The sequence below is a fragment of the Lentzea kentuckyensis genome, assembly GCF_002150765.1.
Classification (GTDB): Bacteria; Actinomycetota; Actinomycetes; order Mycobacteriales; family Pseudonocardiaceae; genus Lentzea; species Lentzea kentuckyensis.
This window is the reverse complement of record NZ_MUYM01000017.1, coordinates 18114-33248: the sequence shown is the minus strand read 5'-3', so window position 1 is coordinate 33248 and position 15135 is coordinate 18114. Positions and strand designations below refer to the sequence as shown.

20 protein-coding genes are annotated in these 15135 nt (G+C 68.3%); 9 read left to right on the top strand and 11 right to left on the bottom strand.

Annotated features, from left to right (window positions below; all coding sequences use genetic code 11):
- Positions 1–6 precede the first annotated feature (6 nt).
- A complete protein-coding gene (locus B0F77_RS11125; protein WP_086662763.1) occupies positions 7–1500 on the bottom strand; it encodes a CocE/NonD family hydrolase in 1494 nt (497 codons plus the stop codon).
- A gap of 117 nt (positions 1501–1617) precedes the next feature.
- On the opposite strand from B0F77_RS11125, the gene B0F77_RS11120 reads away from it, so the two are divergent.
- Both B0F77_RS11120 and B0F77_RS11115 read left to right on the top strand, forming a co-directional pair.
- The gene (locus tag B0F77_RS11120; RefSeq protein WP_143466672.1) at positions 1618–1956 is read left to right on the top strand and encodes a hypothetical protein; all 339 of its coding nucleotides are present in this window, start codon (positions 1618–1620) and stop codon (positions 1954–1956) included.
- Positions 1956–2867, top strand: a complete 912-nt coding sequence (locus B0F77_RS11115; protein ID WP_086662761.1) for a glucosyl-3-phosphoglycerate synthase — start codon at positions 1956–1958, stop codon at positions 2865–2867. The genes B0F77_RS11120 and B0F77_RS11115 overlap by 1 nt, the downstream gene beginning before the upstream one ends.
- Here the strand turns inward: B0F77_RS11115 and B0F77_RS11110 are convergent.
- Genes B0F77_RS11110 through B0F77_RS11095 form a run of 4 tightly spaced genes read right to left on the bottom strand, consistent with a single transcriptional unit; the run spans position 2799 to position 7187 of the window.
- The gene (locus B0F77_RS11110; RefSeq protein WP_086662760.1) at positions 2799–4091 is read right to left on the bottom strand and encodes an ATP-binding cassette domain-containing protein; all 1293 of its coding nucleotides are present in this window, start codon (positions 4089–4091) and stop codon (positions 2799–2801) included. The genes B0F77_RS11115 and B0F77_RS11110 overlap by 69 nt on opposite strands.
- Positions 4088–5437: an ABC transporter ATP-binding protein/permease gene (locus B0F77_RS11105; protein ID WP_086662759.1), complete on the bottom strand. Its 1350-nt coding sequence runs from the start codon at positions 5435–5437 to the stop codon at positions 4088–4090. Before B0F77_RS11105 ends, B0F77_RS11110 begins: the two co-directional genes overlap by 4 nt.
- Positions 5407–6027, bottom strand: coding sequence for a cytochrome d ubiquinol oxidase subunit II (locus B0F77_RS11100; RefSeq protein ID WP_086662758.1), 621 nt, complete (start codon positions 6025–6027; stop codon positions 5407–5409). Before B0F77_RS11100 ends, B0F77_RS11105 begins: the two co-directional genes overlap by 31 nt.
- Positions 6027–7187, bottom strand: coding sequence for a cytochrome ubiquinol oxidase subunit I (locus B0F77_RS11095; RefSeq protein ID WP_086662757.1), 1161 nt, complete (start codon positions 7185–7187; stop codon positions 6027–6029). Before B0F77_RS11095 ends, B0F77_RS11100 begins: the two co-directional genes overlap by 1 nt.
- 118 nt (positions 7188–7305) lie before the next feature.
- Between B0F77_RS11095 and B0F77_RS11090 the strand changes: the two genes are divergently transcribed.
- From B0F77_RS11090 to B0F77_RS11070, 5 genes are read left to right on the top strand one after another with little or no spacing between them, the layout of a single operon-like run.
- Positions 7306–7644, top strand: a complete 339-nt coding sequence (locus B0F77_RS11090) for a PadR family transcriptional regulator (RefSeq protein WP_086662756.1) — start codon at positions 7306–7308, stop codon at positions 7642–7644.
- Positions 7629–8306: a permease prefix domain 1-containing protein gene (locus tag B0F77_RS11085; protein WP_086662755.1), complete on the top strand. Its 678-nt coding sequence runs from the start codon at positions 7629–7631 to the stop codon at positions 8304–8306. Before B0F77_RS11090 ends, B0F77_RS11085 begins: the two co-directional genes overlap by 16 nt.
- Positions 8303–8599, top strand: a complete 297-nt coding sequence (locus B0F77_RS11080; RefSeq protein ID WP_086662754.1) for a DivIVA domain-containing protein — start codon at positions 8303–8305, stop codon at positions 8597–8599. Before B0F77_RS11085 ends, B0F77_RS11080 begins: the two co-directional genes overlap by 4 nt.
- Complete coding sequence (locus B0F77_RS11075) at positions 8586–8984, top strand: SRPBCC family protein (RefSeq protein WP_086662753.1); 399 nt, start codon at positions 8586–8588, stop codon at positions 8982–8984. The genes B0F77_RS11080 and B0F77_RS11075 overlap by 14 nt, the downstream gene beginning before the upstream one ends.
- Positions 8981–9541, top strand: coding sequence for a DNA-3-methyladenine glycosylase I (locus B0F77_RS11070; protein WP_086662752.1), 561 nt, complete (start codon positions 8981–8983; stop codon positions 9539–9541). Before B0F77_RS11075 ends, B0F77_RS11070 begins: the two co-directional genes overlap by 4 nt.
- Here B0F77_RS11070 and B0F77_RS11065 read toward each other — a convergent pair.
- The 6 genes from B0F77_RS11065 to B0F77_RS11040 form a co-directional block, all read right to left on the bottom strand.
- Complete coding sequence (locus tag B0F77_RS11065) at positions 9525–10175, bottom strand: hypothetical protein (RefSeq protein WP_086662751.1); 651 nt, start codon at positions 10173–10175, stop codon at positions 9525–9527. The genes B0F77_RS11070 and B0F77_RS11065 overlap by 17 nt on opposite strands.
- A 2-nt stretch (positions 10176–10177) precedes the next feature.
- Positions 10178–10561, bottom strand: coding sequence for a hypothetical protein (locus B0F77_RS11060; protein WP_086662750.1), 384 nt, complete (start codon positions 10559–10561; stop codon positions 10178–10180).
- Positions 10558–10842: a YbaB/EbfC family nucleoid-associated protein gene (locus B0F77_RS11055; protein ID WP_086662749.1), complete on the bottom strand. Its 285-nt coding sequence runs from the start codon at positions 10840–10842 to the stop codon at positions 10558–10560. The genes B0F77_RS11060 and B0F77_RS11055 overlap by 4 nt, the downstream gene beginning before the upstream one ends.
- Complete coding sequence (locus B0F77_RS11050) at positions 10830–11267, bottom strand: YbaB/EbfC family nucleoid-associated protein (protein ID WP_143466671.1); 438 nt, start codon at positions 11265–11267, stop codon at positions 10830–10832. The genes B0F77_RS11055 and B0F77_RS11050 overlap by 13 nt, the downstream gene beginning before the upstream one ends.
- A 152-nt stretch (positions 11268–11419) precedes the next feature.
- The gene (locus B0F77_RS11045) at positions 11420–12205 is read right to left on the bottom strand and encodes an enoyl-CoA hydratase-related protein (RefSeq protein WP_086662747.1); all 786 of its coding nucleotides are present in this window, start codon (positions 12203–12205) and stop codon (positions 11420–11422) included.
- Between the two features lie 10 nt (positions 12206–12215).
- Positions 12216–13013: a PaaX family transcriptional regulator gene (locus tag B0F77_RS11040; protein ID WP_086662746.1), complete on the bottom strand. Its 798-nt coding sequence runs from the start codon at positions 13011–13013 to the stop codon at positions 12216–12218.
- 230 nt (positions 13014–13243) lie between these two features.
- Between B0F77_RS11040 and B0F77_RS11035 the strand changes: the two genes are divergently transcribed.
- A complete protein-coding gene (locus B0F77_RS11035; RefSeq protein ID WP_065914675.1) occupies positions 13244–13411 on the top strand; it encodes a DUF3117 domain-containing protein in 168 nt (55 codons plus the stop codon).
- Positions 13412–13710: 299 nt separating this feature from the next.
- On the top strand, positions 13711–15120 hold the full coding sequence (locus tag B0F77_RS11030) for a leucyl aminopeptidase family protein (protein WP_245847950.1): 1410 nt from the start codon (positions 13711–13713) through the stop codon (positions 15118–15120).
- Positions 15121–15135 lie beyond the last annotated feature (15 nt).

Here is a 15135-nt window from a genome sequence, read left to right as displayed (position 1 = left end):
ACATTCTTACGCCTTCGGAACCGTGAGGCTCGACGGTCCGAAGGTGACGGTTGAGCCACGCGTCGATTCGGTGAGGTAGCGCGGGTCGGCCGTGTCGATCACCAGCGCCAGCCGGTTGCCGGCACCGACGTTCCACGTCGTCGGCTCGAGTTCCACGTCGAGCGTCTGCGTGCGGCCCGCGCCGGTCACCTTGACCGGCTTGTGCGTGATCAACGCGCCGAGGCCCAGCGGCCCGACCTCGTACAGGTACGCGAACAGCGTGGTGGTTTCCGCGCTGGGCGTGACCTGCAGCTTGAGCTTCGGTGTGCCGGCGAGCGTCGCGCCCCTCGGGTACTGGGGTCCGCTCCACACGCCCGCGACGTTGCGGTCGATGAACGGCAGCGCCACCCCGGTCGGGATGTTCAGGAACCCTTGCAGGGCACCGGAGAGCAGGACCGTGCCGCTGTCGGCGACCGTGTTCCAGCCCGCGTAGATCTTCCTGCCGTCGAGCTGCACGGTGTCGGCGTTGCCCGCCGGCCACGCGCCGAACTTCTGCCACGAGCCGCCGTTGTTGGGCTTGAGCTGCACCGGCTGTTCGGCGTCGATGCCGTTGGCCGAGCCCTTGACGTAACGGTCGAACCAGCGGCCGACCGACTCCCAGATCTCGTTGGGCAACCCTGCCGCGCCGAAGAGTTCGGCGGTGGCGTGGTCACCCGGCGAGAGCATGAGCCGCTTGGGACCGGTGAGCCTGCCGTAGAAGTCCGCGACCTGACCCGGTGCGAAGAGGCCGTCGTTCCAGGCGTTGCCGATCATCACCGCGGTGCCGTTGGCGTTGATCTGGTCGATCTTCGAGGACGCCGACCGTCCCGCGGAGATCGGCACGACCTCCCAGAACCTGCCGTCGCGGTAGGCGTCCTCGGCTTCCTGGAGAACGGGTCCAGGACGTCCGGTGGCGTGTCCCGCGGCCAGCAGCAGCTCGACGGCCTGCTTGCTGACGGTGTTGTTCGGGTAGAGCGAGCGGGCCAGGTCGGTCCACGTGCTCAGCGCGGCCGCGGCCTTGATGCGCCGGTCGTTCGCCGCCGCCAGCAGGGACTGCCCGGCGCCGTAGGAGATCCCGGCCGCGCCGACCTTGGTGCCGTCGGCGTGGGCGTTCGCGATCGCCCAGTCGATGACCTTGCTGACGTCACCGACCGTCTCCGGACCGGCGATGTCGATCTCGCCGCCGGAGTCCCAGAAGCCGCGGCTGGTGTAGCTCACCACGACGTAGCCGGACTCCTTGGCGAGCTTGGCCGCCGCGCCGACGTACTCGATGTCCGGCACCGCCCAGCTGGACGGCATGACGAGCAGCGGGAAGGGGCCGCTGCCCTGACCGGTGGGTTCGACGACGAAGGCTTTCAGTGACGTGCCGCCGACGCCGGGGATCGTTTCGTAGGAGATCTGGTGTCCGGGGGCCGCGACGGCAGCCGGAGCACCGAGCAGGGTTGAGAGGAGTACCAGGACTGGAACAAGTGATCGTCGCACGCTGGTCCTCCTTGACCATGACGTAGATCACACAGGGTTGTTACTGGGGAGTAAACCAGATTGCTACTCGCGGGTAGCAAGAAGCTGTGAGCCAGCTCACTGTTTACGCTGGGTGGCGTGAACCGATTCCGCGTCACTGAGCTGCCGAAAGACCGCGTGCTGGTCGTTGCGCATCTGACCAGCGCGGATTCCTTGAAACAGGCCATTGATGACGGCGCGGACATCGTCGAATTCGACGGTGATCTGGAATTGCCGAAGCTGTCCGAAACGTTGGATGTGGTGACGATCCCGCCAGGGGATGAGGATTTCACTCTCGCGGCTGCGACAGTGGCTGCGATGTCCGGAGCACGCGCCGTTCGTGCATCCGACGTGCGGCAGGCGAGGAAGGTCGTGGAGATGGTCGCGAGCGTGACGGGAACCCGTCCGCCGGCCCGAGCGGTGCGGGCGCTCGCCTGATGCTGCCCTCCGTCGAAGCCTGGTTCGCCACGCACACCTGGCAGCAGCCGTCCTGGACCGTCGACGAGCTGGTGGCCCTGAAGCGCGGCCGGACCGTGTCCGTCGTCCTGCCCGCGTTGAACGAGGAGGACACCGTCGGCGACGTGGTCGCCGTGGTCCGGCCGTTGCTCGGCACCCTCGTCGACGAGCTGGTGGTGATGGACTCCGGATCGACCGACCGGACTGTCGCCGTCGCGGCCGAGGCCGGGGCGCGAGTGGTGTTGCGTTCCGACGTGGTGCCGTGGCTGGAACCGTTGCCCGGTAAGGGCGAGGTGTTGTGGCGGTCGTTGGCCGCGACCACCGGGGACCTGATCGTGTTTCTCGACTCCGATCTGGTGGATCCGGAGACGGCGTTCGTGACCGCGTTGCTGGGGCCGTTATTGCTGGACGCCGATGTGCATCTGGTGAAGGGGTTCTACCGGCGGCCGTTGCGGCTGGAGAGTTCCGGCGGTGGCCGGGTCACCGAGTTGGTGGCGCGGCCGTTGCTGAACACGTTGCGGCCGGAGCTTTCCGGTGTGGTGCAACCGCTCGGCGGTGAGTACGCGGCCACCCGGTCCTTTTTGGAGTCCGTGCCGTTCGCGGCCGGGTACGGGGTGGAGATCGGACTGCTGCTCGACGTGCACCGGATTTACGGACTGCCGGCGTTGGCACAGGTCAACCTGGGTGTGCGCAAGCACCGGAACCGGTCGTTGCTGCAGCTCGGGGTGATGTCCTCGCAGATCATGGGGACGGCGCTGGCCCGCTGCGGGGTTGGTGCGGAAGCCGGGCCGCTGACGCAGTTCGTGCAGGTCGGCGGCGAGTGGCTACCCGACTCGACCGACGTGCTCGTGGCTGACCGGCCCCCGATGATGCACGTGGTCGAAGAGTCCTAGCTGTTCTTCGCGGTGGGTCACGACCAGAGCCGTGCCCTGGCAGTTGTCGAGGACCTTCGCGAGCACGCGGTCGGCCTGGACGGGGTCTAGGCCTTCCGTCGGCTCGTCCATGAGCAGGACCTCCGGGTTCGCCAGCACTGATCTGGTGAGGATCAGACGCTGGCGCTGGCCGCCGGAGATCTCCTCGCCGCGTTCGCCGACGACCTGGTCCCAGTCGAGGTCGAGTTCGGTCGTCGCGGCCGCTCGCTCCAGTTCTTCCTGCGTGGCATCGGGTTTCGCGAGCAGGACGTTCGTGCGGACCGTGGTGTGGAAGACGTGTGCGTCGGCCAGCGCGCCTTTGCTCGGTTCCAGCTGGTGCGCGATGGCGTTGAGCAGCGTGGTCTTGCCCGCGCCGCTCGGGCCGACGATCGCGGTTTTGCCGTGCAGCGGCGGGGCTTCCGAGTGGTGGGGCGGTTCGGGTTCGTCGGTCGGTTCCGGCCTTGGCTTGCTGAGGGCGGCGAGCGGGATAGTGATCTCGAACGTCGCGACGGCGGCCATGATGAGCCACGCGGGTTCGTGCTGGGCGAGCATGAGGAGTGCCGCGCCGAACTGGACGGCGATCGCGAGCGGGGTCAGATCGCGGGTGCGTTCCTTGCGGGACAGCTCCTTCGCGGTTCTGGTCGCTGCGTGGAGTTTTTCGTCGAACAGGCCGTAGGCGATCAGTTCTTCTTTGCTGTGGACCAGTTCGGTGGTTTGTTCGGTCAGCTTGGCGCGCAACGGAGTGAGGTCTTGCGGGTTGCGGATCGCGAGCCACGGAAGCAGTACGACGTTGATCAGCAGGCCGATCGCGAGAGGGAGCGAAAAGACCGCTGCCACCGCGCTCACCAGCGCCGCGGTGATCCACGGCAGGGTGGTGCGGAGCTTGGTGTCCAGGTGTTGGTCGACGTTCGTGACGATGCGGGTGAGCGCCGTGCCGGACGGGACGTGCCGGCGGTGCACGAGGTCGTCGTAGACCCGGCCGCGCAGTTCGACGGCCTCGCTGAGCACGGCCTGGTGGCTGGTCAGGCGTTCGAGGTAGCGCAGGGCGCCCTTGGCGAGCGCGAGCGTGCGGACCGCGACGATCGCCACGGTCAGTGCCTGCATCGGCGGGTGCTCGGCGGCGCGCATGATCAGCCAGGTCGCCGTCGCGGTGAGGCCGACGCCCGCCAGTTCGGCGAGCGTGCCGACGAAGATCGCGAGCTTCACACCGTCACCACCCTGTCGACTTCGTTGAGCAGCGTTGGCCGGTGCGCCACGATCACGGCGGTGCGGCCTCTGGTGAACTCCCGGGTCGCTTGCAGCACCAGGGATTCCGTCTCCGCGTCGAGGTGCGCGGTCGGTTCGTCCAGCAGGAACAACTCGGCGTGCCGGCGGTCCAGCGCCTTGGCGAGCGCGACCCGTTGCTGCTCGCCGGACGAGAGGTTCGCGGGGACGAGCGTGGGCCGTTGCGGGACCCACGACAGCGCTTCCAGCCACCGAGCCCTGTCGATCTTGCGGAGGTCGACGCCGCCGACGAGCACGCGGCCGTCGTCAGGCTGCACGAACCCCAGCAGCAGCCCGAGAACCGTGCTCTTGCCCGCACCGCTCGGACCGACCAGCGCGATCCGTTCGCCGGGCTTGATGGTGAGCGAGAAGTTCTTGAGGCTGCGGACGCTCACGTCGTCGAACACGATCTCGGCCTGGGACAGGTCCGGCGGGGTCAGGCCGGAGTGGTCGGTCGTCGCGGGCAGTTTGGCGAGCACTTCCCGGCCCTGCGCGCTCGCGTGGTACTGCGCTCCGGCGGCCCTGAGCGGCAGGAACGCCTCCGGGGCGAGGAAAAGTACGAGGAGCGCGGTGTGCAGCGGCACCCCGCCGCCGAGCAGCCTGAGCCCGACCGGCACCGCGACCATGGCCACCGACATCGTCGCGACCAGTTCCAGCACGAACGCCGACAGGAACGCGACTTTGAGCGCGGACATCGTCTCGGTCCGGTGTTGCGCGGCCAGCTGCCGGACGGTCGTGGACTGCGCCTCGGCCCGTCCGAACGCCTTCAGCGTGCCGATGCCCTTGACCACGTCGAGGAAGTGCCCGCCGAGCGTGGCCAGTGCGGCCCATTGGCGGGCGGTTCGCTCACGGGTGTGCGCGCCCACCAGCGCGCCGAAGATCGGGATCAACGGCAGCGTCAGCAGGATCGTCAGGGCTGCCATCAGATCTGCGAAGGCCAGTCTGGTGACGACCGCCAGCGGTACCGCGACCGCCAGAACCTGTTGCGGCAGATAGCCGACGACGTACGGCGTCACGTCGTGCACGCCACGGGTCACCAGCGTGGCGACCTCGCCGGCTTTCGTGCCCGGCTCGCGCAGGAACGCCTGTCTCAGCCGCGCGCGGGTGCGTTCGGCAGCCCGGTGCGCCCACTCGCGGTGGACCCACCACACGACCACCCGCGCGCCGATGACCAGACACAGCAACAGAAGTCCGCCGCCGCCACTGATCACCGACGCCAGGAGTTCGGCCTGGGCCAGCACCAGGAACGGGATCGGGATCAGCGCGAGGAGATGGCGACGATCGACCATTGCAGCACCACCACCAGCGGGATGATCGGGATCGCGACCCACGCGAGCAGGCCCAGCGTGTCGGTGTGCGCCATCAGCCCGGCCGTGTCGATCGAGCTGAACGCGACCGGGATCGGCAAAGCGCAGAGCAGCGCGGTGATCGGGAACAGCGACCACTTCCCAGTCTGGAACACCCAGCCGTGCAGCGCGAACAGCACGGGCATGACGAGCGCGACCGGCCAGGGCGCTCCGAGCAGGTGCGCCAGGAACAGCCCCCAGCCGACCGAGACCATCAGCGCACCGGAGAACACCAGCCACCACCACAACCGCAGCTGCACCGCGGCCATGAACAGCACCAATCCGGCCAGGACCAGCGTGAACGTGCTGTGTGCGCCGGACAGGAGCTCGCCTTCGAGCCGCGGGAACGCCGCGAACAGCACGCCGATCGCGGCGACCAGCCACACCTCGTTGCCCAGGAAGAACGGCGTCATGCGGTGCAACGCTTCTTCGCGGCGGAACGGCAGCAGCAACCCGGTGCCGTAGTCGAAGCCGGCCAACGCGAAATAGCCGACGGTCAGCGTGCCGAGCACGACGAGCCAGAGGGTTTCCATCAGAGCGTCACCACCAACGGCGAAACGGGAGCGGGCGCGACGTCCGGACCACGACGGACCGCGCGTGCGATCAACGCCCAGTCAACGCAGGCCAGCAGCACGAACAGGGACGTGAAGACGATGAGCGACAACAGGATCTGCTGCGGTTCCACATGGGACACCGCGTCCTCGGTCCTGAGCAGCCCGTAGATCAGCCACGGCTGCCGCCCGACCTCGCGAAACACCCAGCCGAAGATGGCCGCCAGGAACGGCAGCGGAATACCGATCACCATGAGGTACAACGGGAATCTCATCCGGATCACCGCGTCCTTGATGAGCAGGGGCAGGGTGATCCAGCTGACCATCGTCAGCGTCATCCCGATCAGGATCATGAACCCGAGCGGCGCCCCGACCCACGGCGTGGCCTCGGTCTTGCCCGGCTGGAACTTCGCGATGATCGGGAACTGCGCGAACCCGGCCCCGATCAGCGACGGCGTGGCGAGCGCGGTCGTGATCACACCCATCCGCAGCGACCGCCGGAAGAAGTCGACCTCGGGCGTCCGCTTGATGAAGTGGTACGCCGACACCCCGGTCATGAACACGCCGCCGACCGTGATCGACGCGAAGATCACGTGCATCAGCGCGGAGTTGAACGTCGGATTGCTGAGCAACGCCGAGAAGTCGTCGAGCCGCAGGACGTTCCCCTCCACCCGGTAGCCGACGGGGTGCTGCAGGAACCCGTTCGCCGCCATGATCCAGAACGCCGACGCGTACGCGGTGAGCGCAGTCAGGTACAGCAGCGACAGGTGCACCCAGCGGTTGAGCCTGCCCCAGCCGAAGATCCACAGCCCCAGGAACGTCGACTCCAGGAAGAACGCGATCAGCGTCTCCATCGCGAGCGGCGCCCCGAACACGTCGCCGGCGTAGGTCGCGAGCCCCGACCAGTTCAGTCCGAACTGGAACTCCATGACGATGCCGGTGACGATCCCCAGCGCGTAGTTGATCACGTAGATCCGGCCCCAGAACCGCGTCATCCGCTCGTGCACGGGCGCGCCGGTGATCGTGAAGCGCGTCTGCATGATCACGAGCAGGGTGACCAGGCCGAGCGTGAGCAGCACGAACAGGAAGTGGAACGACGTCGTCAACGCGAACTGGAGTCTGGCGAGGTCTACTGCGCTCATGGGTAGGGAGGCTATATGTAGGTCAGCTACACATCACGCCTTTTGGTGGGAAGTCAGGGAGATCTCAGGGACGTCTCAGGGGTCCCTGCGGGTGGTCACATGAGTAGAGTCGCTACTCATGAAGCCCGACGCACTGCGTGGTCATCTGGACGCGTTGTTGCTGGCCACGCTCGACGGCCGCGAGTTGCACGGCTACGCGATCATCGAGGCGTTGCAGCAGGGCAGCGGCGGCGCGCTCGACCTGCCGACGGGCACGGTCTACCCCGCGCTGCGCCGACTGGAGCGCGCTGGGCACGTGGTCAGCGACTGGAGCACGGTCGGTGGCCGCAAGCGCCGCACGTACAAGCTCACCTCGGCGGGGCAACGGGCCCTCAACGCCGAACGCAGCGCCTGGCGCGAGTTCACGACGGTCATCGACGGGGTGCTGGGAGGTGGGGGCAAGTGGGCACAGACCTGATCGAGCGGTACGTGACCGACCTCGGGTCGCGGTTGCAGGGTTCCCGCAAGCAGGTGCGGGAACTGCTCACCGAGACCCGCGACAGCCTGGAGGACGCCACCGGGGCGCACCTCGACCGAGGACTGTCCGAAGACGAGGCCCGGCAACGTGCCGTCGCGGAGTTCGGGCCGGTCAAGGAGATCGCGAACGAGTACCAGGCCGAGCTGGCCGTCGCGTACGGCACGAGGACGCTCATCTGGCTGGCGATCGTCCTGCCGTTGACGCACATGGCGTGGGAGTACGGCCGGATGTTGCTCATCGGGCCGTGGCAGGACTTCGGTGCGATGCCGCCGTCCTGGTACCTGTTCATCGCCAAGGCCAACGACCTGGCCAGCGGTGTCGCGTCCGGGATCGCCCTCGTGGCGTTGGTGCTCGGCCGGATCCTGGCCCGGACGTACGACACGAAACTGCTGGCCAAGCTCGCCGCGTCGATCGCGATCCTGGCCGTCGGCGTGGTGCTGCTCGGCAACATCGCGATCATCGCGGCCACCGCGCACGTCGACGCTTCGCGCCTGATGCAGTCGTTGCCGATGAGCATCGCGAGCCTGATCACGTGGACCGTGATCGTTCGGCTCGGTCTGCTCGCTCGCCGCTGCTTGAGCTGTGCCACGATCGTCGTGTGACCAACGCCCTGATCTACCTGATCGTGATGGTGGCCGTCGCGGCAGTGGTGTTCCTGCTCGCGGCGTTGGTGTTCGGGCGCGGCGAGGAGCTCGCGCCGCTGCCGCCCGGTGCCTCGCCGACGCGGCTGCCGTCTGACGACATCACCGCGCAGGACGTGCGCGAGCTGAAGTTCCAGCAGGTGTTCCGCGGTTACAAGATGAGCGAGGTCGACTGGGTCCTGCAACGGCTCGCGACCGAGGTCGGGGAGCTGCGGGCGCGCGTCGAGGAGCTGGAGAGCAGTGACCGAACTTGAGCTGTCCGTGCAGGTGGCCGCGCCGCCCGCGACGATCTTCAAAGCGATGACCGACTGGGAACGCCAGGGCGAGTGGGTCTTCGGCACTCGCGTCAGGGTCGTCGCCGGTGACGGCGAGTCGGTCGGCAGCGAGATCGACGCGGTCACGTTCGGCGTCAGCGACCGCATGCGGATCACGCGCTGGGACCCGCCGCACGCCGTCGAGGTCGAGCACCTCGGTCGCGTTGTGCGGGGGACAGGCGTGTTCGCCGTGCGCGGCAGCCGTTTCGTGTGGACGGAACGTCTCGACGTGCCGTTCTTCTACCCGCTGGTGAAACCGCTCTTCGTGCTGATGCTGCGCCGGTCGCTGCAGCGGTTCGCCCGTTTCGCCGAGGAGTACCGGTGACCTCCCCCGAGCTCTCACGCTGTCCGTGGGGTGCGTCGACCCCGGATTACGTCGACTACCACGACACCGAGTGGGGCGTGGAGCTGCACGGCACGAACGCCCTGTACGAGCGGATGTCGTTGGAGGCGTTCCAATCCGGGCTGTCGTGGATCACGATCCTGCGCAAGCGGCCCGCGTTCCGCGCGGCGTTCCTCGACTTCGACCCGAAGCTGGTGGCGGAGTTCGGGCCGGCGGACGTGGAACGGCTGATGGCCGACGCCGGCATCGTCCGGAACCGGATGAAGATCGACGCGACCATCCACAACGCCAGGACGATCGTGGAGACCGACGTCGACCTGGACGCGCTGCTGTGGTCGTTCGCGCCGGCCAAGCGGAAGAGGCCGGCCACGATCGCCGACGTCCCGGCGATCACCGACGAGTCCAAGGCGATGGCCAAGGAACTGAAGCGCCGCGGCTTCAAGTTCCTCGGCCCCACCACGTGCTATGCGTTGATGCAGGCCACCGGGATGGTCGACGACCACATCGCCACCTGCTTCCGCGCTAAGCCGCAGGCCTGACCTCCCAGTTGCCCATCTCGCCGACCATGTGCCCCATCGGCACCAGGTCGGCGAGCGAAGCGACCTTGCTGTCGATCTCGGACACGATCGTGCGGAACTCCTGCATTCGCTTGATCCCGTCGCCGATCAGCTTGCCCGCCTGCTCGATGAACGCGCCGAGCAGGCCGCCGATCACGTTGCCCAGCCCGAAGACGTTCGGGATCGAGCCGAGGATCCCGCCGGCCGCGCGGACGATCTGCGAGGCGATGGTGGTGACCAGGTCGATCGCCATCCGGTAGACCTCGGTGATCGTCTTGCTGCAGTCGAACAACCCCTTGCGCATGCCGTCCATCAGGCCCTTGAAGTCGGTCAGCGAGTTGTTGTACTTCGTCGCCCAGGCCTTGAACTCGTCGGCCGCGGCGCCGGTCCACACGTCGTTGATGTTCGACACGCACAGGGCGAAGTCCTCCTGGGCGGTCGCCAGGAGCTCCATCGTGTTCGGAGCCCAGACGTCCGCGTAGTGCTCCACCTGGGGAGCGTCGCCGAGGATGTCGTGCAGCTTGTCGAGCATCGCGATCGCCATGCTGTCGCCCATGTAGTTGGCGACGTCGCGGATCTGCTGGTCCTGTTCGTCCGGCCAGACCGGTGCGCCCATGGTCACTCCCCGTCGTCCAGGCGGCCGAACTTCTTGTAGTACTCGTCGTCCATCACCGCGTAGTGGGCCGCGACCTCGTTGAGCACCTCGCCGGCCGCCGCCAGCGTCTTCGCGAGCGTGCCGAAGTGGTCGACGCACTTCTGCAGCGCGCTGTTGTAACCGGTGGGCGTGTCCTCCTGCTTGCCGAGGAAACCCAGGTCGTCCGGCCCGAGGTGGGTGGCTTCGAGCTCCCTGGTGACCCGGCCGGTGAACATGCTCGCGGTGGACTTGAGCTCGTCGCCCGCGATCGCGAGCTGGCGCGGCACGACGTGGTAGCCCGCGAGTTCCTTGCCGCGCTTGGCGAGCGGGTGGTCGGGACCGATGATCCCGCCAGGTGGTGAAGTCATGGTGTTTCCCCCAGCAGTACGTCGCGCACCGTCGCGGCCTTCGCCTCCGCGGCCCTGATCGCGTCGACGAGCAGGCGGCCGAGGAGGCGTTCGTCCAGCGACCGCAGCCTTTCCTGATCGAACTCGATGCCGACCAGCCGGCCGGTGGTGTCCACCTGGACCAGTCCGGCACCCGCGACCGGCTCGCCGATCACCTTGTGCTCCGCGGCTTTCTGTTTGAGCGCCCGGAACTCGCGCGTTCGTTCGGCGACGAGGTTTTCGAGTTCGTTCAGGGAAGCCACGGCTGCTCCTCGAGAAAGCCGCCGGAATCCTTGTCGTCGAAGTACTCTTCGGTGCTCTTGTCGCTCGGCCGGCTGCTTCGGCTGCGCGGCAACGGTTCCGCGCTGCCGGCGAGCCAGTTCGCAGCCTGTTCGCCGATCACCTCGGCCAGTGCCTCGCGCCCGGCCGTCGCTGCCAGCCTGCGCGCGTTCGTGACCGTTCTGGTGATCCGCTCACCGAGCAGGTGCGGCCGGCGACCTGTGTCCAGGCAGCCGGCCGCGAGCTCGATGTGGAGGACTTCGCCCGTGCCGTTGACGGTCACGCGGACGACGTCCGGGATCTCGTCGGTGAAGCGCCGCGAGGCCAGTTCGGCCTGCGCCTGCGCCAGTCGAAGTTGTCGGGCCGTGTGTTGCCGGACGGCCGCGTCGATCTCATCGAGAACATGCATCAGCCACACCCCAGTCAGCCGCCCCCAGAGCAGCTTGTGTGACCCACGCTACATTCGGGTCGGCCGGGATGTGGCTGAAACGCCCAAGAGCTGGCCATGAACGGCGCTTTTGTGGACCTCAGGTCCACAAAAGCGCCGTTCATGGCCAACGGCTAGCGGCCGATGAACTTCGGCGCCCTCTTGTTCACGAACGCGTCGACGGCCTCGCGGTGGTCCTCGGTCGCCCCGCAGTCGGCCTGGGTGCGGCGCTCCGCCTCCAGCGCGTCCTCCAGCGTCCCGTCCGCCGCCGCGGCCAGCGCTTCCTTGATCTTCGCGTACGCGGTCGTCGGGCCGGCGGCGAGCTTCGCGGCCAGCAGGTGCGCGGTGGACAGCAGTTCCTCGTCCGGCACGACCTGGTTGACCATGCCGACCCGCAACGCCTCCTCGGCGCCGACCGGCTGGGCGAGCAGCATCATCTCCATCGCGCGGCCGTGCCCGATCAGCCGCGGCAGCGTGTACGACGCGCCGGAGTCGGCGGTCAGGCCGACGTTCGCGAACGCCATCAGGAACTTCGCCGACCTGCCCGCGATGCGCAGGTCCGAGGCGTAGGCGAACGACGCACCGGCGCCGGCCGCACTGCCGTTGACCGCGGCGATCACCGGCTTCGGCATGCCGATCAGCTCTCGCACGATCGGGTTGTAGTGCTTCTCCACGGTGTGCAGCGGCGCGGGATCACCGGCCTGCAGCAAGCCGATGTGCTCCTTGAGGTCCTGACCCGCGCAGAACGCCTTGCCCGCACCCGTGATCACCACCGCGCGCACCGCGGTGTCGGCAGAAGCCTCCCGCAGCGCTTCGAGGAACGACTCCTTCAGCGCGATGGTGAAGGCGTTGAACGACTCGGGGCGGTTGAACGTGAACGTGCGCACACCATCGGCGTCGTCGACGAGGAGCTCGGACACTGGACCTCCATCAAGCAGTGGAAACGTTGCGAACCGGCCGCAGGCACTCGTCCACGAAACGACTCGTGCCTGGCGCCAGCCGCAGTGTCTGTTCGTCGAAGAACGACGCTGCGGCGTGGCCGGGCCAGTCCGGTGGCAACAGTTCAGCAGGAAGGCCGGGATCGCGGAACAGGAACTTCCGCCACGCGTGCAGCAGCTGCTGCGAGGACGCGAACGCTGCCGAGTCGTCGGTTTCGTCCACAACGGACACGGCCGCCCGCCACTGCGCGACGAACGCGGCGTAGTCGCGGCCGAGTTCGGCCAGGTCCCAGGCCTTCGCGGCGAGCTCGGCGTCCGCACCGTCGTGTGAACCGTGAAAAGTTCGTGCGGGAACTCCCTCCGCGGCCAGCACGTCGGTGAGCTCCGGCGACGGGCGGGGGGCGATCCACGTCACAGGTCCGAGCGCGCCGTAGCCGAGCAGTTGCAGCTCCGACGCCAGGTGGTCGCGCGAATCACGGCCAGGCATCTCCTCCAGCACCACCACGTGCCAGCGACCGTCCCACGTGGACGGCCCGGTGCGGTAGATGCGGGCGGCGGCCTCGTCGAGCCTGCGTTCCCCGCGAGGTGTCATCGCGTAGCCCGGTCCGTCGGGCAGTCGCACGGGGTGCAGCCAGCCCTGCCGGACCGTGCGGGAAACAGCCGTGCGCACGGCCGGCGCGGCGAACCCCAGGGGTTCGAGCAGCCGGACGAGGGCGGCGATGGTGGCGGCACCACCGCGTTCGCGCAGGTGGCCGCCGTAGACGTCGAAGAGCGCGGAACGGGCTCGCACCCTGTTGAGTCTGTCACGCCGCGCCCGAGACCGTGTCCCGCCCGTCCGTCCGTGCCGAAAGTGTTGCCTTGTCGTGAAAACGGGTACTGATCAGGGACAAGTCAAGATCCACAACTGTCACCCGGACTCGCCAAAAGATCGGTTCGGTTTCGCGCTCAAGTCGCGATAGGGGAGAATGGAGCAGATCCGGCCTGGCCGGACGGGGAAGATGTTGACGGAGGGAGCACGCGATGGCGGCCATGAAGCCCCGGACCGGCGACGGTCCCCTCGAGGTCACCAAGGAGGGACGCGGCATCGTCATGCGCGTGCCGCTCGAGGGTGGTGGGCGCCTCGTCGTCGAGATGTCGGCGGACGAGGCCAGCGCCTTGGGCGACGCGCTGAAGGCCGCCGCCGGCTGAGAGGCATCCCGGCGAGAAGCACGTGAGCCCCGGTTTCCACAGTGGAGACCGGGGCATCGCTTCGTTCTAGCAGTGCTGTGGCCGCCGACATCCACCGCGTCTTTCGGCGCTCAGCAGGGCGCCTCACGGCACCGCCCCCGCGCCCCCACATGCCCGATGTGAGGACGCGGGGGCGGCACCGTGATCCACCCGTCTGAACGTCGAAACACGGGGCGGACGCCGGCGGCCACAGCACTGAGCCAGAATGAGCGGTCGTTAATACATGGGGAGGTCCAGTCGTGGCGTCGACGGTTCCGTCAGTGCCGACCAAGCTCGTCGACGTGGAGGTGTCCACCACCTCGCGTCGCAACACTCCGGCGGTCGTGCTCGTGGCCACCGGACCGGCGCTGGGACCGGGCGGCGACGGCATCGACGTCTCCGACCTGACCGGCAAGGCCGGCGAGACGGTGCGCCACGACGAGACCTGGACGCTCGGTGTCGGCACCGGGTCGTTGGGTGACTACCGCGTGGCGGGTGCGTCGCTGGCGCGGGCGCTGAGCGGGGACGACGCGCCCAAGAGCGCCGACGTTTTGCTGACCCCGGACTTCGACGCCGACAAGGTGCGCGCGTTCGTGCTGGGCGTGGCGCTCGGCGGGTACCGCTTCAAGGTCACCGGTGAGGACAGCCCGAAGCGCGTCGGAACCCTCCGGCTCGTCACCGGAGACACCGGCTTCGAAGAGGTGCTGACCTCGGCCGCGCTGAAGGCCCACGCGCTGGCCTCCGCCACCTCGCTGGCCCGTGATCTCGCGAACACGCCGTCCAACGTCAAGGACCCGCGCTGGCTCGCCACCACGGCCGCCAGGCTCGCGGAGAAGCAGGACGGGCTGTCCGCCGTCGTGCGCGACGAGAAGTGGCTGGCGCAGCAGGGCTTCGGCGGCGTGCTGGCGGTCGGGGGCGGATCGACGCGTCCGCCGCGGTTCCTGGAGCTGACGTACGGCACCACCGGCCCGCACCTGGTCTTCGTCGGCAAGGGCATCACGTTCGACACCGGCGGCATCTCGATCAAGCCCGCGGACGGCATGCACCTCATGCGCACCGACATGGCGGGCGGTGGCGCGGTGATCTCCGCGCTGCTGGCCGTGGCCAGGCGGGGCCTGCCGGTCCGCGTGACCGGGCTCGTGCCGTGCGCGGAGAACCACGTGAGCGGCTCGTCGTACCGGCCGGGCGACGTCGTGCGGCACTACGGCGGCGCGACCACCGAGGTGCAGAACACCGACGCCGAGGGCCGCATGGTCCTGGCCGACGCGCTGGCGTACGCGGTGAAGAACCTCAAGCCCGACCTGATCGTGGACGTCGCCACGCTGACCGGTGCGATGAAGGTGTCGCTCGGGCTGCGCACCGGCGCCGTGTTCACCGCGTCCGACGAGATCTCGGCCAACGTGATCGACGCGGGTGCGAAGGTCGGCGAGAAGTGGTGGCGGATGCCGTTGCTCGAGGAGCACGTCGCGGCCGTGACCAGCGAGATCGCGGACTACAAGCAGTGCCCGCCCGGCCCGGGCGGCATCACGGCGGCGCTGTTCCTGCAGAAGTTCGCCGGCGACGTGCCGTGGGCGCACCTCGACATCGCGGGCCCCGCGCGGTCGGAGAAGGTCTACGACGAGGTCGTCGCGGGGGCCACGGGCTTCGGCGCGCGCACGCTGGTCGAGCTTGCTGAAAAATATTCGCGTTAATCCCTACGATCTACC

Coding starts and splice junctions, on each gene's coding strand:
- B0F77_RS11090 (WP_086662756.1), top strand. CDS start 7,306: ATGAAGCCCGACGCACTGCGTGGTCATCTGGACGCGTTGTTGCTGGCC.
- B0F77_RS11035 (WP_065914675.1), top strand. CDS start 13,244: ATGGCGGCCATGAAGCCCCGGACCGGCGACGGTCCCCTCGAGGTCACC.
- B0F77_RS11065 (WP_086662751.1), bottom strand. CDS start 10,175: ATGGGCGCACCGGTCTGGCCGGACGAACAGGACCAGCAGATCCGCGAC.
- B0F77_RS11115 (WP_086662761.1), top strand. CDS start 1,956: ATGCTGCCCTCCGTCGAAGCCTGGTTCGCCACGCACACCTGGCAGCAG.
- B0F77_RS11050 (WP_143466671.1), bottom strand. CDS start 11,267: ATGCATGTTCTCGATGAGATCGACGCGGCCGTCCGGCAACACACGGCC.
- B0F77_RS11105 (WP_086662759.1), bottom strand. CDS start 5,437: ATGGTCGATCGTCGCCATCTCCTCGCGCTGATCCCGATCCCGTTCCTG.
- B0F77_RS11100 (WP_086662758.1), bottom strand. CDS start 6,027: ATGGAAACCCTCTGGCTCGTCGTGCTCGGCACGCTGACCGTCGGCTAT.
- B0F77_RS11095 (WP_086662757.1), bottom strand. CDS start 7,187: ATGAGCGCAGTAGACCTCGCCAGACTCCAGTTCGCGTTGACGACGTCG.
- B0F77_RS11060 (WP_086662750.1), bottom strand. CDS start 10,561: ATGACTTCACCACCTGGCGGGATCATCGGTCCCGACCACCCGCTCGCC.